Consider the following 21498-nt stretch of genomic DNA (forward strand, 5'->3'; position numbering starts at 1 on the left):
ATCAACGCTGCCAGCGACCACGATGCTGAATATCCTGACGTTCTCGACCCTGTTTCCGAATGCCGTGGAGCCGCACCACGGCATCTTCACCGAGACCAGCCTGCGCCAGCAACTGCGCCACCACCCGCTGCGCTCGGTGGTGGTCGCACCCGTGCCGTGGTTCCCGTCTACCGCTGAAGTCTTTGGGCGTTATGCCCGCTATGCGCGGGTGCCGCGCGAGGAAGTCCGGGACGGCGTGCGCGTGCTGCATCCGCGCTATGCGAACGCGCCCGGCATCGGCATGTACATGACTCCCTGGACGCTGTTCCATGCCGCACGCAGGGCCATCGACGGCCTGCGCGCGCAGGGCTGCGATTTCGACGTCATCGACGCACACTACTTTTACCCCGATGGCGTCGCCGCGGCCATGCTGGGACGCCATTACGGCAAGCCGGTCGTCATCAGCGCCCTCGGCAGCGACATCACCCAGTTGCCGGACCATGCCTGGCCACGCCGCCTGATCCGCCAGGCCGCGCACTCGGCGTACGCGATGATCAGCGTCTGCGAGGCCCTGCGCCAGGACATGATCCGCCTTGGCCTCCCGGGGGAACGCATCCACGCGCTGCGTAACGGCGTCGATCTCGAGCTGTTCTATCCAGAACCCCATGCGCAGGCACGTGCGGCGCTGGGCGTCCATGGCTTTACCTTGCTCTCGGTCGGTCACCTGATCGAACGCAAGGGCCACGACAAGGCGATCGCCGCGCTGCCGCAACTGTCTGACACGCGCCTGATGATCGTTGGCGCCGGTCCTGAGCGCGCCCAACTGGTCGCCCTGTGCCACGAGCTGGGCGTACAAGATCGTGTCCGCTTTCTCGGCCTGCTCACACAGAGCCAGCTGCGCACCTGCTACAGCGCCGCCGACGCGCTGGTGCTGGCCTCGAACCGGGAAGGCTGGGCCAACGTCCTGCTCGAGGCGATGGCCTGTGGTGCGCCGGCCCTTGCCAGCGACGTGGGCGGCACCGCCGAGGTGGTGCGCTGCCATGCAGCCGGGCTACTGCTTCGCGCCAATTCGGCGACTGGGGTAGCCGATGCCGTGCGGCGCCTGCGCGCCGACATGCCCGCGCGCGAAGCAACCTGCGCTCACGCGCGCCTGCACTCCTGGCACGCGACGACGCATGCCCAATTCAACCTGTTCGCCAACGCCGCCGGAATGCCCATCGACCATGCTCTCCACCGACCAGCTGCTTGACCTCACGCTCCAATACAATACGCAAGGATTCGTTCACCTGAAACAGTTGCTGCCGCAGGCGGTGCTCGACGCTGCGCGCAATGCCTTCGATGCCGCCTCCGCCCGCCACGTGCAGGCGACGGACCAGGCGCGCGACAGCGGCAAGCGCTTCCACGACCTGCCCGCCATCCTCGATGCCGACCCGGTCTTCGTCGACCTTGTCGACCTGCCCCAACTGTTCCCGCTGCTGCGGGCGACGGTGGGCGAAGATATCGCGTTGCAGGAAACCAGTGCACGCCTGTTCTTCCCCGGCCCGACCTTCACCAGCCCTTACCATTCCGACATCGCACGCGTCTCGGGCATCGATCCCGCGCATGCGCCGGGCTTCCTGGCCAAGGCCCATTTCTACCTGGAAGACCTGGCGCCGAATCAGGGCTGCCTGTCGTTCATCCCCGGCAGCCAGCACCTGCCGCCGCTGCACGTGAATCCGCATCGGCCAACGCTGGCCGCCTCCGCGGCAACGGTGCGCATCGTGCCGCGCGCCGGCGACGTAGTGCTTTTCAACACCCATGTGCTGCACATGGCCGAGGCCAACGAAACCGATCGCGTGCGCAAGTCGCTCATCTATACCTACGGGCATTTCTGGATGAAGGCCTTCCGCAGCGCTGCACCATCCGACCTGACCCGTTTCGATGGCAATCTGCAACGCCAACAATTGTTCGGCGTCGATGTGCCCGGCGTCAGCCACTTCGGACGCCGCCTGGACTGCCTGGCGCCGCCTGGCGCGGCGGTTCGCCTGCGCCGGCTGTCGGAAAAACTGGTGCATCGCCTGCTGCCGGTCCACACCCTGCCGCCGCGCGCCTGAATCGAGACCGTCATCGGCACGCCCAACCGCGACCCATCGTGAATATGACCTTCCCGATCGTTCGATCAAGCCCCGGGCGCGCCCTCGTCGATGCGCGCACGCGCCAGTTTCCAGTCCAGGTCCTGCATGATCTGCATGAGGCTGCGCGCAGTGACCTTCGGCAGGACCGACTCCGGGGCGCCGCGCGCCGAGAGCCTGCCCGGGTCGGTGAAGTCGCCGTACTTCACAGCTCCCGGCACCGCCTTCAGGATGTCGGCGATGCGGGCGTCGGCCAGGGCCAGCCCTCGCCATCGATGGTCAGTTGCGCGCCGTAGGCCTCCCGCTCGAGCCGGGTGACGCCGGAATCGTAGATCGTCGCCACCGTCTTGCCGCCCATGGTGATCTGGGCATGGATCTTGTCCGGATGCTGCTCGGCGTAGAGGCGCCCGGCTTCCAGGCGCGCGGCCATCTGCTCGTCGTGCAGCTTGGCCTCCGCTACCAGTTCGTCGGGCATCTTGAAGACCATGTCAGGGTTCTTCTTGGCCAGCTCGCTGAAGGACATGATCGGGCCTTGCACGCGGTAGGGATTGCCGGAATCGATGCGGGACATGGTTCTGCTCCATGAAAAGTGTGTGTACCGTTGGCTTCATCGGATTGCACGACCAGTTTACAAGGACAGAGCCAGCATCAAACGATCGATTAACCAAGGTTTACACGACCATAATAACGGATACTCGCATCATTCGTTCGAAGGCGCGCCGGACGCCAGCGCCATCCGGCGCTGGATCTGGTCCGCCGCCGCGGTATCGCCCGCCGCCCTGGCGCGCTGCTCCTGCACGCCGAGCCAGGCGAGCAAGGGACGGCGCCAGCCCTGGTTCGAGGCGGTGTCGGCCGCCAACTCGATGCCCGGCGGCGTCATGCGCCCGGCCTTGAACAGCGCTCCGGCCGCGACCATGCGCGACAGCGGGTCTTCGATTTTCTCCAGGGCGCCGCCCGCGACCACGGCGCGATGCTGTTCGGGCAGCAGCGCCACGTCCAGGCCATCCCACTGCCCCGCCAGGTAGGCGGCGTAGGCGCGCTGCGCCGGCGTCGCATCCGCCGCCAGCGCCGCATAGCCCGGGCAATCCTCGAACACCAGGCTCGCCGCCTGGGCCGCGCAGCGCACCAGCTCCACCTGGGCCACGCGGTCAAGCCGCCCGGTGGCCGTCGTCTCGCGCCGCGCTTCGCGGAACTCGGCCTCGGACGCCGCCGTGTGGCCCTTCAGGTAATCGTCGACCGAGGCGTCGAGGGCGCCCTTGGCATTGGCCTGCCAGTCGGGCGGCAGCGGCCCGCCGGCGCAGCCGGCCAGCACGGCCGCGATGCATACGTATGCGATCTTCATGGAAGCTTGATCTCCTGGCTGCTGCGGGCAAATGGCCACTTGCGGTTGATTTCCTCGACCAGCCGGTTCACCTTGCGCAGGCTGGCGTCGACCTCGCCGCGCAGGGCGCCCAGGTCTTCGGTGGCCTCGCGCGTGTTGGCGCCCACCGCCTGGGCCTCGACCAGCACCGCGTCGACCTTCTTCAGCGTGGCGCTGGCGTCCTGCAGGACCACGTCCAGCTGGCGGATCGCGGCTTGCGTGTCGTCCATCACGCCGGCCTTGCCGAACACGCGCTGGTCGGCCTTGGCCAGGATGGCGTTGACCCGGTCCAGCGCCTCCATCAGCTTCTTCGCCTCTTCGTCGCCGCCCAGCGCCCCACCGAGCACGCCGTAGCGGCCCGACATGCGTCCGGTCACCGCCGACAGGTTGGCCAGGCTGGCGTTGACGTCCGAGCCGGAGGCCGTCATGGTTTCCAGGTTTTCCAGCAGCGCCCTGGCGGTGGCGACGATGCGCGGGATCTCGGCGGTGGCGTCGCCGCGCAGCACGGTGCGGGTGGAATTGGGCGGCAGCGGCGCGTCGGTCAGCACCCCGGTATAGGCGCGCAGCCGGGTCTCGCCGACGATGCTCGACTCCAGCGTGAACACGCTCGAGGCGCGCAGCCATTTGGCGTCCTTGCTCTGGACGTCGACCGTGATCTGCACCTTGCCGTCGTCACCCAGGTCGACCTGGCGCACGCGCCCGATCGGGAAGCCCGCGAACGTCATGTCCATGCCGGGGATGACGCCGGACGAATCCTCGGCCACCAGGGTCAGGCGCTGGGTCGGCTCGAACACGCCGCGCGCGTACATCACGTACAGCACGAAGGCCGCGATCAGGAGGCCCAGCAGCACCAGCAGGATCACCGCCTTGGCTTCGACGTTCTTCGGTTCGTCGGGGATGGATGGATCGGGAGTCAGGTCCGGCATGGTGTTCTTCTTCCAGGATTCAGATGTATTTCAGGGCCAGCGAGCCGGCCTCGATCACGATCAGCACGAAAAGCAGGCGCAGCGCGCCGGGCTGCACGCTGGTGGCGAGCGCGCGCGGATAGCGCTGCAGCTCGAGCACGGCGGCGGTCGGGATCAGGGCCACGGCAAGGCCGAACAGCACCGTCTTGAGCACGAAGCCGGCCGTCACCACCGGCGCGAACACGCGGCCCACGGTGCGGGTGTAGTCGGGTATGCCCCAGGGCGACAGGCCATACACGTTCAGGTAGGCCAGCAGCAGCACGATGACCGACGTGACCATCGCCAGCGAGAGCACCGCCACTGCGTTGGCGATCAGCTGCGGCACCAGGTCGCGCCGCACGCGGCGCAACGCTTCATCGCTGGCGGCGCGGATCGACAGGCCGGAACGCGCCAGGCCCAGGGCCGAGGCGTCGAAGGCCATGCTGGCGCGCAGCGCCACGAACAGCGCCGCAGAAAGAGGAACCAGCTCCAGCACCAGCACCCGCACCACCATCTCGAGCGCGAGGCCGGACAGGCCGTAGCTCTTGGCCGTGACCAGCACGATGCGGATGATGACCAGGCTGACCAGGCAGGAGGCCAGCGTGAACCAGGGCAGCACCTGCCAGGTGCTGGCGTGGATGTGGCGCGCGGTGGCGTGGAAGCTCGCGCGGCGCCAGGTGGAAGGCGAGAGCGCCGTGACGACGGCGATCGCGCCCAGGTGGATCATGTACCACCAGCTGCGCAGGTAGCGCGCCAGGTAGGCGGGCCAGAGGGTCGGTTGGGCGATGGGCGGGATCGTTCGCGGCATGGGCTGAATGATACTTCGGTTGCAAGGGATTGCGCTTCGCTCGTGACAAATGATTACGTGCTCACCACATTCCGCTACTGCCTCCTCGCCTCCATCACCCCCGACACCTCCATGATCGCCGCCAGCGCCTTCTGCGCCTGCGCCGTCGACCCGATCTCCGCCGTGAACACCATGCGCGCCTGGCCTTTGGCGCTCTGGGTATTCACCCCGATCACATTGATCTTCTCGCGCGAGAACACCTCGGAGATGTCGCGCAGCAGGCCTTGCCGGTCCTGGGCCAGGATGAACAGGTCGACCGGATAGACGGTCTCCATCCCGGCCGTGCCCCACTCCACCTGGATCACGCGCTCGGGCGACTTGGCCTGCATCTCGGCGAAGTTCTTGCAGCTCAGGCGATGGATCGAGACGCCCTTGCCGCGCGTGACGAAGCCGACGATGGGGTCCGGCGGCGCCGGCTTGCAGCACTTGGCCAGCATCGTCATCAGGCCGTCGGTGCCCACCACCAGCACGCCCGACTTGGCGCCCTGCTCCACGCTCGAGGCGCGGCTCTTGTTGACCACCGCCGCGTCTTCGACCGGCGCCGGCTCGGCGCTCTCGTGCAGCGCCGCCTCCACGTGGCGCAGGCTGAACTTGTCCTTGCCGACCTCGATGAACAGTTCGTCCACCTTGGCGAAGCCCAGCTTCTGGGCCAGCAGCTCGAGGTTGACCGCGGTCTTGCCCTCGCGCTGGAGCGACTTCTCGACCGCGGCGCGGCCCTGGGCCAAGGTCTCGGCCTGGTCCAGGGCATGGAACCAGGCGCGGATCTTGGAACGGGTGCGACTGCTGGCCGCGTAGCCGGGACTGAGCCAGTCGCGCGACGGCCCCTGCCCCGCGCTGCCGCCCTTGGCGGTGATGATCTCGCAGGTCTGGCCGTTCTTGAGCTGGGTGTTCAGCGGCACCATCGTGCCGTCGATCTTGGCGCCGCGGCAGCGGTGGCCGACGTCGCTGTGCAGGTGGTAGGCGAAGTCGATCGGCGTGGCGCCCACCGGCAGCTCCAGCACCCGCGCCTGCGGCGTCAGCACGAAGATGCGGTCGTCCAGGCTGGTCGCCTTGAGCTTCTCGACCCACTCCTTCTGCAGGTCTTCCTGGCCGGCGACGGCGTCGGTGACGTCGGTCTTCCAGGCCAGCAGCTGGCGCAGCCAGGCGATCTTTTCGTCGTAGGCCTGGCTCTTGAAGTTGGAGCCGCCCTCTTCCTTGTAGCGCCAGTGGGCGGCGATGCCGTACTCGGCGAAGTTGTGCATCTCCTGGGTGCGGATCTGCACTTCGAGCGGACGGCCGTCGTCGGCCGTCACCACCGTGTGCAGCGAGCGGTAGCCGTTCGGCTTCGGCCGCGAGATGTAGTCGTCGAACTCCTTCGGCACCGGGGTCCAGATATTGTGGATCACGCCCAGCACCGTGTAGCAGGTCTTGATATCAAGCACGATCACGCGGAAGGCGCGCACGTCGTACAGCTCCGAGAAATCGAGCTCCTTGCCGCGCATCTTGCTCCAGATGCTGTAGATGTGTTTCGGCCGGCCGGAGACGTCGGCCTTGATGCCGGCCGCGGCCAGTTCGCTTTGCAGGCGCGCGATCGACGAGGCCACGAAGCTCTCGCGCGACATGCGCTTCTCTTCGAGCATCCTGGCGATGCGTTTATAGGTGTCCGGCTCGATGAAGCGGAAGGCCAGGTCTTCCAGCTCCCATTTCAGTTGCCAGATGCCGAGCCGGTTGGCCAGCGGCGCATAGAAGTCCAGCACCTCGCGGCCATAGGCGCGCGTGACCTCGTCGAAGCGTTTGTGTTCGGCGAAGTAGCGCAAGGTGGCGGCGCACGAGGCCAGGCGCATCAGGACCACGCGCATGTCGGTGGCCATCGCCAGCAGCATCTTGCGCAGGGTTTCGTTCTGGGCCGCGGCCTGCTGGGCCGCGTTCTTGCCGCTGCCCACCGGCGCCTGGCCGACGGTCAGGTCGCGCAGGCGGATCAGCTGGTGCACGCCCTGCACCAGCGCCGCCACCTCGGGGCCGAAGCGCTCCTCGATGCGCCCGAAGGTGGAGGGGTCCATCAGCGCCAGCTCGAACAGCAGGCCGGCGATGCGGGTTTCGGCGTCGGTGTTCAGGAAAGCCAGGGTGCCGGCCGCGCCGAGCGAGAACTCGAATGCGCCCTGGCCCGAGGAGGCCACCCGCTCGCCATAGCCGGCGGCCGCGTAGTCGAGCGCCGCGTGCACGCGCACGCAGTCCTCCTGGCTCAAGCCCTGGACCAGGCCGCTGTTGACGTCGCCGAGAAGGGCGGTCGATACCATATGCCGGTTCTGCCTTAACGCAGGGCGGCGATCACGCACACCTCGACCAGGCAGGCCGGGTTGGCGAGCTTCGCTTCGACGGTCGCGCGCGGCGGGGTATGGCCCTGCGGCACCCACTCGTCCCAGACACTGTTCATGCCGGGGAAGTTGTCCATGCTGGAGATGAAGATCTGGCAGGAGAGGATGCAGGTCTTGTCGCTGCCGGCTTCGCCCAGCAGGCGGTCGACGTGGCCCAGCACCTCGCGCATCTGGCCCTCGATGCCCTGGCTGGTGTCTTCGGCGATCTGGCCGGCCAGGTAGACGGTTTCGTTGTGGATCGCCACTTCGGACAGGCGTTTGCCTACATGCAGTCGTTTGATTTCCATGATCTCTTTCTTCTAGGTTTATGACGAACCGTTTGGTTCAGATTGATAATTCAGCCGATTGATTCAGTTCACTAAAAACGCACGCGCAATCGCGATCTGGTCATCGTGCACGAAGGTCGGCGCATGGCCCACCCCGGGGATCTCGACCAGGCGCGGACGCGGCCCGCGCTGCGTCATCTGCCGCGCCGTCTCGTGCGACAGCAGGTCGGACTGCTCGCCGCGCACCAGCAGGGTCGGGCAGCGGATCGCGTCCCAGGCCGCCCACAGCGCGGCCTCGTCCTGGGCGGCCCCTTCCAGGGTGATGGCGCGAAACGGCTGCGCCAGGTTCAGGTCGTAGTGGCGCTCCCACTGGCCGTCTGGCCCCACACGCAGGACGTCGGCCGCCAGCTTGCGCCATTCGTCGTCGGAGTGCGGGCCGAAGGATGCCGACACCGTTTTCACGAACTCGGCCCCCGCGGCGAAGCTGGGGAAGCGCAGGTCCTGGCCGATGTAGTCGCCGATGCGCCGCAGCGCCGCGCCGTCGAGCACCGGCCCGATATCGTTGAGCACGAACTTGCGCACCGGGCTGTCCTCGAGCGCGGCCAGCGCCATGCCGATCAGGCCGCCCATCGAGGTGCCGAACCAGGCCACGCCTTCTTCGTCGGCGCCGGCGCCGGCTGTCACGCGCGCGATCAGCGTCACCATGTCGGCCATGTATTGCGGCACCGTGTAATAGGCCGGATCGCGCAGGCGCTCCGAGCGTCCGCGTCCGACGATATCCGGGCATACCACGCGGTATTCATCGCACAGGGCGCGCGCCAGGTGGTCGAAATCGTCGCCGACACGGGTCACGCCGTGCACGCAGACCAGCACCTTCGGATTGTCCGCGTCGCCCCATTCCTTGTAGGCGACGCGGTGCAGCCCGGCGGGCGAGCTGCACTGGACGCTTTTTAATCTGGGTTCAGACATCGGGACTCCGTCATGACAATATGGTTGCGGCGGCTCTGCAAATCACCATCGCGATGGCGTTGCGATTAGAATTCTACCAATTCTCACGAAGTTCCCCCGATCACCTTCATATAGAGGACACAATGAAATCCACCATGCTAAGTGGTAAAACGGCTCTCGTCACCGGTTCGACCTCGGGCATCGGGCTCGGGATCGCGCGCTCGCTGGCCGAACAGGGCGCCAACATCGTGTTCAACGGCTTCGGCGACGCCCAGCAGATCGAGAAGCTGTACACCGACATCGGCGCCGAGTTCGGGGTGCAGACCGCCTACCACAACGCCGACATGTCCAAGCCAGAAGAAATCGAGGCCATGATGGCCTACGCCCTCGAGAAGTTCGGCGGGGTCGACGTGCTGGTCAACAATGCCGGCATCCAGCACGTGGCCGCGGTCGAGGACTTCCCCACCGAGAAATGGGACGCCATCATCGCCATCAACCTCAGCTCGGCCTTCCACACCACCCGCCTGGCCCTGCCCGGCATGAAGCAGAAAAACTGGGGCCGCATCATCAACCTGGCGTCGGTGCACGGCCTGGTGGGTTCGAGCCAGAAATCGGCCTACGTCGCCGCCAAGCACGGCCTGGTCGGCTTGACCAAGGTGACGGCGCTCGAGACGGCGCAGACCGGCGTGACCGCGAATGCGATCTGCCCCGGCTTCGTGCTGACCCCGCTGGTACAGAAACAGGTCGACGACCGCGCCGCACGCGAGGGCCTGGACAACGACGCCGCGCGCAAGGCCTTGCTGTCCGAGAAACAACCGTCGGGCGAATTCGTTACCCCGGAAGAACTGGGCGCGCTGGCCGTGTTCTTCTGCAGCCCGGCCGCCGACCAGGTGCGCGGCGTGGCCTGGAATATGGATGGAGGCTGGGCTGCGCAGTAATCCCGGCGTGGCCGACGGCGGCGCGGCCCAGGGCATCGATGCGCTCAGCCGCCTGCTGTCGCTGTTCACGCTGCGCACCTCGCTCGACATCCGCTGCGCGCTGGCCGCGCCCTGGGTGCTGGAGCAGCCGGCGGCCAGCGCCGGCGTGGCGCCCTACCACCTGATCGTCGAGGGCGAAGCCGCGGTCGACACGCCCAGCGGCGAACGGGTCAAGCTCTCCGCCGGCGACATCGTGGTCTTCCCGCAGGGCGGCGCACACCGGCTGCACGCGGGGCCGCCGGAACAGGCGCGGCCGCTGGTCGATGTGCCGGGTCCCGAGCCGCTGCGCTGGGTCTCGAATGGCGGCGACGGCGCGCCGACCGGCATCCTGTGCGGCCAGTTCGTGTTCGACGACGGCGCGCGCCGCGTCCTGCAGCCGGCGCTGCCCGCCATGATCGTCGTTCACGCCTCTTCCCGCCCCGACTTCGGCGGCCTGCTGGCGCTGGTGACAATGCTGCGCAGCGAAGCCGACAGCGCACGGCCCGGCGCCGCGGCCGTGGTGGCGCAACTGTCCGGGGCGCTGTTCACGCTGCTGCTGCGCGCCTGGCTCGACGACAGCCCGACTACCCCGGGCCTGCTGGCGGTGCTGGCCGACCGCCGCCTCGGTCCCGCGCTGCGCCTGATGCTGGCGCAGCTGGACCGCGCGTGGCTGGTGGAAGAACTGGCTGCCGCCTGCTTCATGTCGCGCGCCACCTTCGCGCGCCTGTTCCGCCAGCTGGCGGGAACGACTCCGCTCGATGCCCTTGTGCAGTTGCGCATGACCCAGGCGGCGCAGTGGCTGGCGCGCGACACGCGGCCGATCGCGGCGATCGGCGAGGCGGTCGGCTACCAGTCCGAGGCAGCGTTCAACCGGGTCTTCAAGCGCAGCTACGGCGTGGGGCCGGGCGCCTGGCGCCGCGCCGCCAACGCCGCCGCAAGCTAGGCATTGCTCTCTGCCACAAGAGGCAGCTCGTACACGCCTTTCACTGCCCTTCCCTCCCGCACCGCCGCGGTGCGTGGTTATCCACGATGCCCTGGTGCAGTGCAGCATGCGGATTTCCACAATAGCCCGCAGGGAACGATTGCTCCAACATGGAACAACCACCAACCTCGTTGAAGAGTTGCCATGAAGAAGCCTTTTTATAAAGTACTGTATGTCCAGGTGCTGATCGCCATCGTCCTTGGCGTGTTGCTGGGGGTGTTCTACCCCGAACTGGGCACCGCGATGAAGCCTTTGGGAGACGGCTTCATCAAACTGATCAAGATGATCATCGCCCCCGTGATCTTCTGTACCGTCGTCGCCGGCATCGCCGGGATGCAGGACATGAAGAAGATCGGCCGCGTCGGCGGCAAGGCGCTGATCTATTTCGAAGTCGTGTCGACCTTCGCGCTGGCCATCGGCCTGATCGTCGCCAACCTGGCCAAGCCGGGCGCCGGCTTCAACGTCGATCCGGCCCACCTCGATTCGAGCTCGATCGCGCAATACACCACCAATGCGCATGCCCAGACCACGACCGAGTTCATCATGCACATCATCCCGACGACGTTCGTGGATGCTTTCGCCACCGGTAATATCCTGCAAGTGCTGCTGGTCGCGATCCTGTTCGGCTTCTCGCTGTCGATGATGGGCGAACGCGGCCGTCCGGTGACCAAGTTCATCGACGACATCGCCCACGTGATCTTCGGCATCGTCAACATCGTCATGAAAGTCGCCCCGATCGGCGCCTTCGGTGCGATGGCCTTCACCATCGGCAAATACGGCATCGCCTCGCTGCTGCCGCTGGCCAAGCTGATGGGTTCGTTCTACCTGACCTGCGCGCTGTTCGTGTTCATCGTGCTGGGCCTGATCGCCAAGTTCACCGGCTTCTCGATCTTCAAGTTCATCAAGTACATCAAGGAAGAACTGCTGATCGTGCTGGGCACCTCGTCGTCGGAAAGCGCCCTGCCGAACCTGATGCGCAAGCTGGAAAAGCTGGGCTGCTCGAAGCCCGTGGTCGGCCTGGTCGTCCCGACCGGCTACTCGTTCAACCTGGACGGCACCAATATCTACATGACGATGGCGGCGCTGTTCGTGGCGCAGGCAACCAATACCGACCTGACGCTGACCCAGGAACTGACCATCCTGCTGGTGGCGATGCTGACCTCGAAAGGCGCATCGGGCATTACCGGCGCCGGCTTCATCACCCTGGCCGCGACCCTGGCCGTGGTGCCGACCATTCCGGTGGCGGGCATGGCCCTGATCCTCGGCATCGACCGCTTCATGAGCGAAGCGCGCGCCCTGACCAACTTCATCGGCAACGGTGTCGCGACGGTCGTGGTGTCGAAGTGGGAGAAGGAACTGGATTCGTCGCGCATGGATGACGTCTTGAGCGGCCGTGTGCATATCGAAGACCAGAACAGCATGCAGGAAGTGCGCGAAGCGGCGTAATTTCTCACGCCGCCGCCCTGGAAACCGTGCCCTCGTGGCACGGTTTTTTTATGCCTGCGCCAGTCTGCTATATTGCGCCTATCCAGATTGACGAGCACTTCCACGATGCACATCGCCGCCAAACCCGACAACGAGGCCGCCCGCCTCGCCGCCCTCTATGAACTGCTGATTCTCGACACGCCGCCCGAGGAGCGCTTCGACAAGATCGCGCGCTTCGCCGCCGACGAATTCGACATGCCGATCGTGCTGGTCACGCTGGTCGATGCCGAGCGCCAGTGGTTCAAGGCGCGCGTCGGCACGCAAGTGTGCGAGACGGGCCGCGACGTCTCGTTCTGCGCGCACGCCATCCTGCACGACGAGATCATGGTGGTCGAGGACGCGCTGCAAGACCCGCGCTTCGCCGACAACCCGCTGGTGACGGGCGCGCCGCATATCCGCTTCTATGCCGGCGCGCCGCTGGCGCTGCCATCCGGCCTGCGCCTGGGCACCCTGTGCCTGATCGACCGCCGTCCGCGCACGCTGGACCCGCTCGACCTGGGCATCCTGGGCACGCTGCGCGACCTGGCAGTGATGGAACTGGCGCGCACGGAGGAAAATCACGATGCCTGACAGCCACATCTTGCTGGTCGAACCGGAGCCGATGTTGCGCCGCACTGTGGTCATGACGGCGCGCAGCCTCGGCATGAGCCAGGTGCACGAAGCGGCCAGCAACGACGCCGCACTGAGCCTGCTGCGTTCGCGCACCTTCCACGGCGCCGTCATCGCCGTCGACTGCGTCGGTCGTGGCGCCGACCAGCAATACGACCTGGGCCTGATCGACCGCTTGCGTGCCGACGATACGCCTGGCAAGGCGATGCCGATCGCGATCATGGCCGAGCAAGCCACGGCAGAACTGTTGAGTGCACTACGCGACCGCAATATCAGCCGCGTCATTCTCAAGCCGTTTCGCGCCAAGGTACTACTGGAAACGATCGAGAAATTCGGCGCGGTTCCGCGCCTGCCCTGACCGACCGCAACAGCAGCAAGGCCGGGATTACCCGGCACGCATGAACGCACGAATTGATGTAGACACTTCGATCTAGACAGGATAATCTAGACTCATCCTGAACAGACGAGGTTATGTCATGCCGCGCTCCCCCGACGCTCCCAAGCCCACGCCCGCCGAACTCGACCTCCTGCAGGTCCTATGGCCGCTCGGCGCCGCCACCGCCAAGCAGGTGCACGAGGCGATGCTCCCGCAACGTCCCGACGTCACCTATGCTACCGTCTTGCGCCTGATGCAGGTCATGCACGGCAAGGGCTTGCTCAGCCGCGACGAGAGCGAACGTTCCCATGTCTATGCGCCCGTGCATGAACGCGACGCCCTGCAGACCAATCTGCTGCAAGACCTGATGCAGCGCGCCTTCTCGGGCTCGGCCAAGGCGCTGGTGCTGGCGGCGCTGAAAAGCGGCATCTCGAAGAAGGAACGCGACGAGATCGAGCAATTGCTGAAGGACGGGGACAAGCAATGAATAGCGCGCATCTTGTCGATAGCATCGGCTGGACCCTGATCCACTTTATCTGGCAAGGCGCGCTGATCGGCCTCGCGGTGGCCCTCGCCCTGTTCGCCATGCGCAAGGCGCGCGCCGAACACCGCTACACCGTGGCCTGTACCGGACTGTTCCTGTGCCTGGCGATACCGGCGGCGGGCCTCGTGCTGCGCCTGCAGGATGCCGGCGCCAGTCACGCCGGCGCCATCTTCGACGCTGCAACGACGGCCCCCGCCATGAAGGACGGCCTGTTCTGGGACGCCCTGCTGCGCGAGCACCTCGCCTGGATCGTGGCGTGCTGGGCCGCCTGTGCCCTCGTGCTGGCCATGCGCATGGGCCTGGGCCTGGCCTGGATACGGCGTGCCGCGGCGAGCGACACGGGCCACGCCGCCTGGCAGGCCCGGCTCGATCGGCTGGCGGCGCAATGCGGTGTCACGCGCCCGGTGCGCCTGCGCCTGGTCGAAGGATTGTCCAGTCCGGTGACCGCCGGCTGGTGGCAGCCGGTAGTGCTGGTGCCCGCATCGCTGGTGACTGGCATGCCGCCGCCTTTGCTCGAAGCGCTGCTGGCGCACGAAGTGGCCCATATCCGGCGTCACGACTACCTGGTCAACCTGGCCCAGAACGTGGTCGAGACGCTGCTCTTCTATCACCCGGCCGTGTGGTGGATCTCGGGGCGCATCCGCACCGAGCGCGAACACATCGCCGACGATATCGCGGCAACGCAACTGGGCGAACCGCGGCGCCTGGCCCTTGCCCTTTCCGAACTGGACAAGCTCCAGTTCTCCACCCACCACCTGGCCCAAGCGGCCAACGGAGGAAATCTGATGAAACGTATCACACGATTGGTTCGTCCCGAACACCACGCCCCGAGCTGGAAGGCAGCCGTCCCGGTTATCGGCCTGGCCATGCTGAGCGCCGCCGTCTTCGCCAACGCCCAACCGGCACAGGCGGCGGCCCAGAAAGTGGATCAAGAGGCGATCGCCGAATTTTCATCCTGCGCCAAGCCGGAGTATCCGGCCGCCGACCTCGGCGCCAAACACCAGGGCACGGTCGACCTGAACTTCCTGGTCGGCGCCGACGGCAAGGTCAAGGAAAACAAGGTCGAGAAATCGAGCGGCCATGCCGGCCTGGACGAGGCGGCACGCTCCGCCCTGGTCAAGTGCAGCTTCAAGCCGGCGCTGGCCGGCGGCAAGCCGGTCCAGTCCTGGACCAAGGTATCCTATGTCTGGCAGTTAAACTAACGGCATGAACGATCCACCGGGGACGCCTGGGGGATCGACGTGCACAGCCGCCACCAGACATCCGATCGGGGCGGCCAACGAAGGAGAAGGAATGTCACGCAACAAACCGCTGTTTCGCACCCTCGCCCACCCGCGCTGGAAAGCCGCCCTGCCGGCATTCGGACTGGCCCTGCTTGCCGGCTGCACCCAGACGGCGCCGGTCAATCCTTTCGCCGCGATGCCGGACAGTGTCACCACCGAGCCGGTCGTGAACTTCAAGTCTTGCCGCAAGCCGGAGTATCCGCCGCAGGCGCTGGCCGCGAAGGTCGAAGGCACGGTCACCCTCGCCTTCCTGGTCAGGGCCGACGGCACGGTGCGCGAAGCGGTGGTGCGCAAGACCAGCGGCAACAACTCGCTGGACGAGACAGCGCGCGCGGCGCTCGCCAAATGCCGGTTCCAGCCGGGCACGGTGAACGGTGCGCCGAAGGAGCAATGGACCGATCTGAAGTACACTTGGGTGCTGGAATGATGCCGGTGATTCGCCTGCTTGCAGCTGCAGGCACGGCCGCGGCTATCCTGGCCGGCTGCGCACAGTCGCCCTCACGCCAAGCCGCCGCACCGGCCGATGCAACGCAGGCGGCCGGGAACCATGCTTCCTGCAGCAGCAGCCCGGTCTATCCGGAACAGGCGAAGGCCAACAAGGTCGAGGGGATCACGACGGTCGGTTTCCTGGTCGGTCCAGACGGCAAGGTTGTCACGTCGCGACTGATCAAGTCGAGCGGCGACGCATCGCTCGACGAAGCGGCCCGCAGCGCCCTCTCGGCCTGCACATTCAAGCCCGCAATGCGCGAGGGAAAACCGGTGCCTGCCTGGACTGCGGTGCAATACGTCTGGAAGATGGACTGAGGCATGAACGACAAAGGGCGCTGAATCCAGCGCCCTTCATCATGGCCGATGCTGCGGCCTACAGCGCCGACGTATCCAGTTCGCAGCCGGTCGCGGCCAGGATCTCGTCACGGCTCACGCCCGGCGCGAGTTCGACCACCTTGAGGCCGGTGTCGGTCACGTCGATCACGCCGAGGTCGGTGATGATGCGGTCGACCACGCCCACGCCGGTCAGCGGCAGGTCGCATTTCTTGAGTATCTTGTGGCTGGTGCTGCCGTCCTTGGCGGTGGCGACGTGTTCCATCACGACCACCACGCGCTTGACGCCGGCAACCAGGTCCATCGCGCCGCCCATGCCCTTCACCATCTTGCCCGGAATCATCCAGTTAGCCAGATCGCCGTGTTCCGACACCTGCATCGCACCCAGGATCGCCAGATTGATCTTGCCGCCACGAATCATGCCGAAGGAATCGGCCGAGCTGAAGTATGCCGAGCCGGGCAGCGCCGTCACGGTCTGCTTGCCGGCGTTGATCAGGTCGGCGTCGACTTCTTGTTCGGTGGGGAATGGGCCGATGCCCAGCAGGCCGTTCTCGGACTGCAGGAACACCTCGATATCCTTGGGTACATAGTTGGCGACCAGGGTCGGCAAGCCGATGCCCAGGTTCACATAGAAGCCGTCCTGCAGCTCCCGGGCCGCGCGCGCGGCCATTTCATCACGAGTCCATGCCATGTTCTTGTCTCCGAATGTGGGTGATCAGGCGCGTACGGTGCGCTGTTCGATGCGTTTCTCGGGCGTCGGATTGTGGACGATGCGGTGCACGAAGATGCTGGCCAGGTGCACCTGGTCCGGATCGATCTCGCCGATCTCGACCAGCTGTTCGACTTCCACGATGCAGACCTTGCCGGCCATGGCTACATTCGGATTGAAGTTACGGGCGGTCTTGCGGAACACCAGGTTGCCGGCGCGGTCGGCCATATGGGCCTTGACCAGCGACACATCCGGGAACAGCGCGTGTTCCATCACGTAGTGCTCGCCGTCGAACTCACGGGTCTCTTTCCCTTCAGCAACGATGGTGCCGTAGCCGGTCTTGGTGAAGAAGGCCGGGATGCCGGCGCCGCCGGCGCGCAGTTTTTCGGCCAGGGTGCCCTGCGGCGTGAACTCGAGTTCGAGTTCGCCGGCCAGGAACTGGCGCGCGAATTCCTTGTTTTCGCCCACGTAGGACGAGATCATCTTCTTGATCTGGCGCGTTTCCAGCAACTGGCCGAGGCCGAAACCGTCCACGCCGGCGTTGTTGGAAATGGCGGTGAGATTCTTGACGCCCGAATCGCGCAACGCCGCGATCAGGGCTTCCGGAATGCCGCACAGGCCGAAGCCGCCCACGGCGATGGTCTGGCCGTCTTGAACGACGCCGGCCAGGGCGGCGCGCGCGTCAGGATAAACTTTATTCATACCCGTCCCTTTTATAGGTTAAGCCAAAGCTCTTCTGTACTACTGAGTAGACTCTCAGCATAGAATACGTGATAACAATGCACAATACCGTAGAACTACGGCCATTCTCCACACATACCACCGCGAATGAACCCAGCTGTAGATCTGCATCAGATGAATCCGCCTTGCGCCATCGATTACAAGATGATCTTCCAGCACGCGCCGGTGGGCATGTGCGTCTCGGTCGATCGCGTGATCCAGACCTGCAACGGCGCGCTGGCGGCGATGTTCGGCTATGCCGACGGCAAGCTCGATGGGCAATCGTTCAGCGTCCTGTACCCGACCATGGACGAGTTCCTGCGCACTGGCGACCGCATCATCCCCATCATGAACGCCAAGGGACGCTATTCGGACGAGCGCATCATGCGCCGCGCGAACGGCGAGCTGTTCTGGTGCCACGTGACCGGCCGCGCGCTGGATCCGGCCCTGCCGCTGGGCGCCGGGGTCTGGACCTTCGAGGACGTCAGCGAAAAGCGCCCGGTGACGGCGCAACTGACCCCGCGCGAGCGCGAGATCGCGGCCTTGCTGGTGGAAGGCAAGACGAGCAAGATGATCGCACGCGATACGGCCCTGAGCCCGCGCACGGTGGAAATGCACCGGGCCAGCCTGATGCGCAAATTCGCGGCGTCGACTTCGTCGGAGCTGGTGCACAAGCTGGTGGGTGTGCGCGGCTAGCAGTCCCGTCCGCGCTTGGTAAATACGACGGTGCCGTCACCGGTGGCCATGGAGGGCTGACGACCGGCATTCGCGTGCGTGGGGTTGGTCCGCCGCGTCAGCACGAAGACCAGGGCCGCGATCCAGCCCACCCCGGTCCAGCCCAGGAGCGCGCACCACAGGAAGACCCGGTCGGCACGGGGATAGTCGCGCTTCATGGCGATCACACCTGGCAGCAGCAACAGATATACGGTGATCCCCAGCAGCACCAGGGCGATGCGCAGCAGGCATAGCGCGCAGGCGGCCAGCAGGACTATCCCGATACGCGCGACACGCTTCATGCTTCCCCCCGCATCGGCTGGCGCAGCCGTTCACGCAAGGTCAGGACGAAGGCGCCGGCGATGCCGAAGAACAGGCCGAGCACGACGGACAGTGCGACGATCACCTTGCGCGAACCGGCCGGCTGGGTTGGCACGATCGCCTCGTCGACGATCCTGACGTTGCTGGAGCGGTCTCCAGCATCGACGTCGAGCTCTTCCGTCCGACGCAACACAGCGTTGTACAGGTCGGTCTCGGCCTTCAGGTCGCGCGCGAGCCGCTCGAGCTCGGTCGCCACGGCGGGCAGGCGCCCGGCCTCGGCCTGGAGGCCGGCAATCTCCTGGCGCGCCCCGTCGAGCTGCCGGTCCAGCGCCAGCAGCTCCGGATGCTGGTCGCCGAAGCGCACGCCGAGCTCGGCGCGCCTGCGCTGCAGCTGGGCCAGCTGCTCGCGGGTCGCGGACAGCCGGCCGAGCGCCAGGCGCGTATCCTCGACGACGTCCGCGGCGCCGTGCTGGCGGCGGTAGGATTCGTAGCGCTCCTCGGCGGCAACGACGCGCTGGCGCAGGGCGGGAAGGCGCGCGCGCAGCACGTCCAACGAACCGGTCGACTCGCTCGCTTTCTCGCTGCGCACATGCTCCATATAGACATTGCCGATCTCGTTGAGGATGGCCGTGAGCCGGCGCGGCTCGGCGCCCTGGAGCCTCACGCTGAGGACGCCGGTGTCCTTGCCGAGCTCGGCAACGTCCAGCGCGGCGCCGATCTCGTCGATCACGGCCGGGACCGAGCGCCGCGCGACCAGGTAGGCGGTGCCGGGCGCGCCCTCCAGCGCATCGATGGTCAGGCGCACGCTGCCGCCGCCCTGCGCCGCCGCCAGCGGCGTGCCGACCCGGCCGACGACGGCGCGGCTTCCGTCCCCGACGCTCAGGCTGTAGCGCTCGCGGTCGAGGCGCGTGACATGGAGTGGCTGGTCGAGGAGGTCCGGGGGCACCGCCAGCTCGCTCACCCGGATGCGCTCGCCGCCCCAGGCGTAGCCGCCATAGGGCGCGGGCGCCAGGCCGTGGCGCGCATTCCAGCGCGCCAGCGCCGTGCCGATCGCCGGGAAGTAGCGCGGCTCGGCCACCACGTCCAGCCGCAGGCGCGTCGCGGCCGTGCCGATGACCGCGCGCGAGCGCAGCAGTTCGGCCTCGGCCATGGCGCGCTTGTACGCCACGCCCGGCGTGGCATGGCCGAGCAGCGTGCGCGGTTCGGACGAGCGCATGTCGGTCACGTGGATCAGCAGGTTGGCCGTATAGGACGGTGGCCGCGCCAGGGCGTAGAGGGTCCCCAGCGCCGTCACCGACACGGTCACCAGCAGGATGAACAGCCGGTGGCGCACTATGACCCCGACATGTTCCGCCAGCCTGAAGGGCACCAGCGCAGGGCCGGGATCGAACCTGTCCAATGGCGTCGCTTCCGGTGTCAGGATCTCGTTCTTCCCCATGCTGTTCCCTCGGTTGGACCGGCACAGCGCACTGCTGCGCGGCTATTCAGGAGCCTATCCCTGTAAGCTCTCAATGACGTGGCGCGTGAAGGCAAGCGTGCTACCACTACCCTAGCGCCATAAACACATTACTTGCTGAGTTAGATCAAGGCGATCGGTAACTCAGCAAGCAGTATTCGTGCTTCAAGCGCCCCCAGCCGGCGCTGAAGCAGGTTCCAGCTACGTGCTCCAGGAATCGCGGCTTCAGGCCGATGGCGGCCGCGCCGCGACCGGCGCCACGCCGGCAACGCCGAACGGCGCGCTCAGGCGGCGCAGCTCTCCCAGGCCGCCACCCGCGGCAAACAGCGCCAGCGTCGCGGCGGCGTACACGCCCAGCTTGCTCCCGAGGGAGCGCCACGGATCGGCGCCGAACGCCGGCGCCCACCATTCGGCCAGCAGGACTCCCGCCACGCAGGCGCCCAGCACCAGCCCCGCCAGCCGCAGCGGGAACATCGCGCGCCATGACCGCTCCAGCACCTTCCCCACGGCGCGCGCATTCGCGAGTTCGCACAGCAGGAAGGCAGCCACGCTGCCGAGCGCCGCCCCGGCCAGGCCGAACCAGTGCACGCCGGCCAGGCTAAGGGTGACGGACAGCGCCAGCCCGGCAAGATTGATCCGCAGCGCCAGCCGGCCCATGTCGAGGGCCGGCATCGCGAAGCCGACCGCCACCGACTGCAGCACGACCAGCAGCAAGTACAGGCGCATCACCGGGACCGCCGCCAGGTAGCGTTCGGTGTACACCAGCGCCACGATCTCGGGCGCCAGCAGGATCAGCGCACAGGCCAGCGGCGCCAGCAGCAGCGTCGCCGCCCCGCTCCCCTTGAGCAGCAGCGCATGCACTTCGGCGCGGGCGCCAGCGGCGAAGGCACGGTTCAGGTGCGGGAGCATGGCGCTGTTGATCGGCTGGCGGATCAGCGTGGCGACCGGCAGCACCACGGCGCCGATGGTGAACGCGGCGAAGACGTGCGGCGGCATCACCGAGGCGGCGATCCAGCCGTCGGCCTGGGCCCGCATGGCGAACAGGCTGCCGCCCGCGGCGAACGGCAGTGCATAGCGCAATTGCGCCAGCAGGCTCGCCGGCTCGCAACGCAGGCGCGCCCCGCCTGGCCGCGTCAGGAGGTAGGCCGCCAGCACCGCCAGGCGCAGCGTGGCCTCGAGCACCAGCGCCACCACCACCCAGGCGACGTCATGCGACAGCACCGCGGCCGTGGCCACCAGCGCGGTGCGCAGCAGGGCCAGCGCCAGCTCGGTACTGCAGTGCCACAGGATGCGCCCCTCGGCGATCGCCAGCGTGGTCACGATCGTCAGCAGCACCGACAGGCCCAGGTACAGCGCCGACAGGCCGTGCGTGGCCCGGTGCAGCGCGCGGAGCAGCTCGCCCGCGAGCGGACTGACCGGACTCACGAGGAAGGCCACGACCAGGCCCATGCAGGCCAGCCAGGCGGCGGCGTTGCCGATCACCGTCAGTTGCCGGCCGCCGGCGCGCGGGAGGAAGTAGTACAGCGCCTGCGGCATGAAGGCCGGCGCCAGCGCCAGCGCCGTGCCCAGGACCAGGGTCAGGAAGCGGTACTGGCCGAAGGCATCAGGGTCGAGCTGGCGCACCAGGATCACAGGCAGCAGGAACTGCAAGGCGAACTCGACCATGCCGCCGGCGGTCAGGAGCGCCGCCGACCGGCTCACTCCCATGGCTG

25 protein-coding genes are annotated in these 21498 nt (G+C 67.0%); 12 read left to right on the plus strand and 13 right to left on the minus strand.

All coding sequences use genetic code 11. The features are described 5' to 3' along the window. Positions 1-22 precede the first annotated feature (22 nt). Both J3U95_RS07875 and J3U95_RS07880 read left to right on the plus strand, forming a co-directional pair. On the plus strand, positions 23-1228 hold the full coding sequence (locus J3U95_RS07875) for a glycosyltransferase (protein ID WP_208278055.1): 1206 nt from the start codon (positions 23-25) through the stop codon (positions 1226-1228). Next, positions 1203-2072 (plus strand): phytanoyl-CoA dioxygenase family protein, encoded by an 870-nt coding sequence (locus J3U95_RS07880; RefSeq protein WP_208278056.1) that lies wholly within the window; start codon positions 1203-1205, stop codon positions 2070-2072. The genes J3U95_RS07875 and J3U95_RS07880 overlap by 26 nt, the downstream gene beginning before the upstream one ends. A gap of 65 nt (positions 2073-2137) precedes the next feature. Here the strand turns inward: J3U95_RS07880 and J3U95_RS07885 are convergent, their stop codons facing one another. The 8 genes from J3U95_RS07885 to J3U95_RS07920 form a co-directional block, all read right to left on the minus strand. Continuing rightward, on the minus strand, positions 2138-2311 hold the full coding sequence (locus J3U95_RS07885; protein ID WP_208278057.1) for a hypothetical protein: 174 nt from the start codon (positions 2309-2311) through the stop codon (positions 2138-2140). 5 nt (positions 2312-2316) lie between these two features. Then, the gene (locus J3U95_RS07890; protein WP_208278058.1) at positions 2317-2661 is read right to left on the minus strand and encodes a hypothetical protein; all 345 of its coding nucleotides are present in this window, start codon (positions 2659-2661) and stop codon (positions 2317-2319) included. Positions 2662-2790: 129 nt separating this feature from the next. Next, complete coding sequence (locus tag J3U95_RS07895; RefSeq protein WP_208278059.1) at positions 2791-3432, minus strand: hypothetical protein; 642 nt, start codon at positions 3430-3432, stop codon at positions 2791-2793. After that, positions 3429-4376: an MlaD family protein gene (locus J3U95_RS07900; RefSeq protein WP_208278060.1), complete on the minus strand. Its 948-nt coding sequence runs from the start codon at positions 4374-4376 to the stop codon at positions 3429-3431. The genes J3U95_RS07895 and J3U95_RS07900 overlap by 4 nt, the downstream gene beginning before the upstream one ends. A 19-nt stretch (positions 4377-4395) precedes the next feature. Further along, complete coding sequence (locus tag J3U95_RS07905; RefSeq protein WP_208278061.1) at positions 4396-5202, minus strand: ABC transporter permease; 807 nt, start codon at positions 5200-5202, stop codon at positions 4396-4398. A 74-nt stretch (positions 5203-5276) separates the two neighbouring features. Further along, positions 5277-7517: a RelA/SpoT family protein gene (locus J3U95_RS07910; RefSeq protein ID WP_208278062.1), complete on the minus strand. Its 2241-nt coding sequence runs from the start codon at positions 7515-7517 to the stop codon at positions 5277-5279. Positions 7518-7531: 14 nt separating this feature from the next. After that, positions 7532-7882, minus strand: a complete 351-nt coding sequence (locus J3U95_RS07915; RefSeq protein ID WP_208278063.1) for a RidA family protein — start codon at positions 7880-7882, stop codon at positions 7532-7534. A gap of 63 nt (positions 7883-7945) precedes the next feature. Next, a complete protein-coding gene (locus J3U95_RS07920; RefSeq protein ID WP_208278064.1) occupies positions 7946-8830 on the minus strand; it encodes an alpha/beta fold hydrolase in 885 nt (294 codons plus the stop codon). A 122-nt stretch (positions 8831-8952) separates the two neighbouring features. On the opposite strand from J3U95_RS07920, the gene J3U95_RS07925 reads away from it, so the two are divergent. The 9 genes from J3U95_RS07925 (at position 8953) to J3U95_RS07965 (ending at position 15848) form a co-directional block, all read left to right on the plus strand. Beyond that, complete coding sequence (locus J3U95_RS07925; RefSeq protein ID WP_208278065.1) at positions 8953-9747, plus strand: 3-hydroxybutyrate dehydrogenase; 795 nt, start codon at positions 8953-8955, stop codon at positions 9745-9747. Further along, the gene (locus J3U95_RS07930) at positions 9725-10708 is read left to right on the plus strand and encodes an AraC family transcriptional regulator (protein WP_208278066.1); all 984 of its coding nucleotides are present in this window, start codon (positions 9725-9727) and stop codon (positions 10706-10708) included. The genes J3U95_RS07925 and J3U95_RS07930 overlap by 23 nt, the downstream gene beginning before the upstream one ends. A gap of 183 nt (positions 10709-10891) precedes the next feature. Continuing rightward, positions 10892-12193, plus strand: a complete 1302-nt coding sequence (locus J3U95_RS07935; protein ID WP_208278067.1) for a dicarboxylate/amino acid:cation symporter — start codon at positions 10892-10894, stop codon at positions 12191-12193. Positions 12194-12298: 105 nt separating this feature from the next. After that, complete coding sequence (locus J3U95_RS07940) at positions 12299-12802, plus strand: GAF domain-containing protein (RefSeq protein ID WP_208278068.1); 504 nt, start codon at positions 12299-12301, stop codon at positions 12800-12802. Beyond that, positions 12795-13199, plus strand: coding sequence for a DNA-binding transcriptional response regulator (locus J3U95_RS07945; protein WP_208278069.1), 405 nt, complete (start codon positions 12795-12797; stop codon positions 13197-13199). Before J3U95_RS07940 ends, J3U95_RS07945 begins: the two co-directional genes overlap by 8 nt. Positions 13200-13317: 118 nt before the next feature. Further along, positions 13318-13704, plus strand: coding sequence for a BlaI/MecI/CopY family transcriptional regulator (locus J3U95_RS07950; RefSeq protein WP_208278070.1), 387 nt, complete (start codon positions 13318-13320; stop codon positions 13702-13704). Then, positions 13701-14963: a M56 family metallopeptidase gene (locus J3U95_RS07955; protein WP_208278071.1), complete on the plus strand. Its 1263-nt coding sequence runs from the start codon at positions 13701-13703 to the stop codon at positions 14961-14963. The genes J3U95_RS07950 and J3U95_RS07955 overlap by 4 nt, the downstream gene beginning before the upstream one ends. Before the next feature lie 91 nt (positions 14964-15054). Continuing rightward, entirely contained in the window at positions 15055-15471 is a 417-nt protein-coding gene (locus J3U95_RS07960; protein WP_229519700.1) for an energy transducer TonB, read from the plus strand. Continuing rightward, entirely contained in the window at positions 15468-15848 is a 381-nt protein-coding gene (locus tag J3U95_RS07965) for an energy transducer TonB (RefSeq protein WP_208278072.1), read from the plus strand. The genes J3U95_RS07960 and J3U95_RS07965 overlap by 4 nt, the downstream gene beginning before the upstream one ends. 58 nt (positions 15849-15906) lie before the next feature. Here the strand turns inward: J3U95_RS07965 and J3U95_RS07970 are convergent, their stop codons facing one another. Both J3U95_RS07970 and J3U95_RS07975 read right to left on the minus strand, forming a co-directional pair. Further along, positions 15907-16557: a 3-oxoacid CoA-transferase subunit B gene (locus J3U95_RS07970; RefSeq protein WP_208278073.1), complete on the minus strand. Its 651-nt coding sequence runs from the start codon at positions 16555-16557 to the stop codon at positions 15907-15909. Between the two features lie 24 nt (positions 16558-16581). Continuing rightward, entirely contained in the window at positions 16582-17277 is a 696-nt protein-coding gene (locus J3U95_RS07975; protein ID WP_208278074.1) for a CoA transferase subunit A, read from the minus strand. A 153-nt stretch (positions 17278-17430) separates the two neighbouring features. On the opposite strand from J3U95_RS07975, the gene J3U95_RS07980 reads away from it, so the two are divergent. Then, positions 17431-17991 carry a PAS and helix-turn-helix domain-containing protein gene (locus tag J3U95_RS07980; protein ID WP_208278075.1) on the plus strand — a complete coding sequence of 187 codons (561 nt, stop codon included), beginning with the start codon at positions 17431-17433 and terminating at the stop codon, positions 17989-17991. Here J3U95_RS07980 and J3U95_RS07985 read toward each other — a convergent pair. From J3U95_RS07985 to J3U95_RS07995, 3 genes are all read right to left on the minus strand, one after another. Further along, on the minus strand, positions 17988-18311 hold the full coding sequence (locus J3U95_RS07985) for a superinfection immunity protein (RefSeq protein WP_208278076.1): 324 nt from the start codon (positions 18309-18311) through the stop codon (positions 17988-17990). The two genes, J3U95_RS07980 and J3U95_RS07985, sit on opposite strands and share 4 nt — an antisense overlap. Continuing rightward, entirely contained in the window at positions 18308-19768 is a 1461-nt protein-coding gene (locus J3U95_RS07990) for a GNVR domain-containing protein (protein ID WP_208278077.1), read from the minus strand. The genes J3U95_RS07985 and J3U95_RS07990 overlap by 4 nt, the downstream gene beginning before the upstream one ends. 243 nt (positions 19769-20011) lie before the next feature. Further along, a complete protein-coding gene (locus J3U95_RS07995) occupies positions 20012-21493 on the minus strand; it encodes a lipopolysaccharide biosynthesis protein (protein ID WP_208278078.1) in 1482 nt (493 codons plus the stop codon). Between the last annotated feature and the right edge of the window lie 5 nt (positions 21494-21498).

Origin of the sequence: Massilia oculi, assembly GCF_017582745.1 — a bacterium.
In the GTDB taxonomy this organism is placed as follows: domain Bacteria; phylum Pseudomonadota; class Gammaproteobacteria; order Burkholderiales; family Burkholderiaceae_D; genus Telluria; species Telluria oculi_A.

Bases quoted from the DNA above. Each gene is read 5' to 3' on its own strand.
- J3U95_RS07990 (WP_208278077.1), bottom strand. From the start codon at position 19,768: ATGGGGAAGAACGAGATCCTGACACCGGAAGCGACGCCATTGGACAGG.
- J3U95_RS07980 (WP_208278075.1), top strand. From the start codon at position 17,431: ATGAATCCGCCTTGCGCCATCGATTACAAGATGATCTTCCAGCACGCG.
- J3U95_RS07965 (WP_208278072.1), top strand. From the start codon at position 15,468: ATGATGCCGGTGATTCGCCTGCTTGCAGCTGCAGGCACGGCCGCGGCT.
- J3U95_RS07935 (WP_208278067.1), top strand. From the start codon at position 10,892: ATGAAGAAGCCTTTTTATAAAGTACTGTATGTCCAGGTGCTGATCGCC.
- J3U95_RS07890 (WP_208278058.1), bottom strand. From the start codon at position 2,661: ATGTCCCGCATCGATTCCGGCAATCCCTACCGCGTGCAAGGCCCGATC.
- J3U95_RS07995 (WP_208278078.1), bottom strand. From the start codon at position 21,493: ATGGGAGTGAGCCGGTCGGCGGCGCTCCTGACCGCCGGCGGCATGGTC.
- J3U95_RS07915 (WP_208278063.1), bottom strand. From the start codon at position 7,882: ATGGAAATCAAACGACTGCATGTAGGCAAACGCCTGTCCGAAGTGGCG.
- J3U95_RS07985 (WP_208278076.1), bottom strand. From the start codon at position 18,311: ATGAAGCGTGTCGCGCGTATCGGGATAGTCCTGCTGGCCGCCTGCGCG.
- J3U95_RS07940 (WP_208278068.1), top strand. From the start codon at position 12,299: ATGCACATCGCCGCCAAACCCGACAACGAGGCCGCCCGCCTCGCCGCC.
- J3U95_RS07950 (WP_208278070.1), top strand. From the start codon at position 13,318: ATGCCGCGCTCCCCCGACGCTCCCAAGCCCACGCCCGCCGAACTCGAC.
- J3U95_RS07955 (WP_208278071.1), top strand. From the start codon at position 13,701: ATGAATAGCGCGCATCTTGTCGATAGCATCGGCTGGACCCTGATCCAC.
- J3U95_RS07875 (WP_208278055.1), top strand. From the start codon at position 23: ATGCTGAATATCCTGACGTTCTCGACCCTGTTTCCGAATGCCGTGGAG.
- J3U95_RS07900 (WP_208278060.1), bottom strand. From the start codon at position 4,376: ATGCCGGACCTGACTCCCGATCCATCCATCCCCGACGAACCGAAGAAC.
- J3U95_RS07925 (WP_208278065.1), top strand. From the start codon at position 8,953: ATGAAATCCACCATGCTAAGTGGTAAAACGGCTCTCGTCACCGGTTCG.
- J3U95_RS07975 (WP_208278074.1), bottom strand. From the start codon at position 17,277: ATGAATAAAGTTTATCCTGACGCGCGCGCCGCCCTGGCCGGCGTCGTT.
- J3U95_RS07970 (WP_208278073.1), bottom strand. From the start codon at position 16,557: ATGGCATGGACTCGTGATGAAATGGCCGCGCGCGCGGCCCGGGAGCTG.
- J3U95_RS07920 (WP_208278064.1), bottom strand. From the start codon at position 8,830: ATGTCTGAACCCAGATTAAAAAGCGTCCAGTGCAGCTCGCCCGCCGGG.
- J3U95_RS07905 (WP_208278061.1), bottom strand. From the start codon at position 5,202: ATGCCGCGAACGATCCCGCCCATCGCCCAACCGACCCTCTGGCCCGCC.
- J3U95_RS07930 (WP_208278066.1), top strand. From the start codon at position 9,725: ATGGAGGCTGGGCTGCGCAGTAATCCCGGCGTGGCCGACGGCGGCGCG.
- J3U95_RS07910 (WP_208278062.1), bottom strand. From the start codon at position 7,517: ATGGTATCGACCGCCCTTCTCGGCGACGTCAACAGCGGCCTGGTCCAG.
- J3U95_RS07880 (WP_208278056.1), top strand. From the start codon at position 1,203: ATGCTCTCCACCGACCAGCTGCTTGACCTCACGCTCCAATACAATACG.
- J3U95_RS07895 (WP_208278059.1), bottom strand. From the start codon at position 3,432: ATGAAGATCGCATACGTATGCATCGCGGCCGTGCTGGCCGGCTGCGCC.
- J3U95_RS07960 (WP_229519700.1), top strand. From the start codon at position 15,055: ATGTCACGCAACAAACCGCTGTTTCGCACCCTCGCCCACCCGCGCTGG.
- J3U95_RS07945 (WP_208278069.1), top strand. From the start codon at position 12,795: ATGCCTGACAGCCACATCTTGCTGGTCGAACCGGAGCCGATGTTGCGC.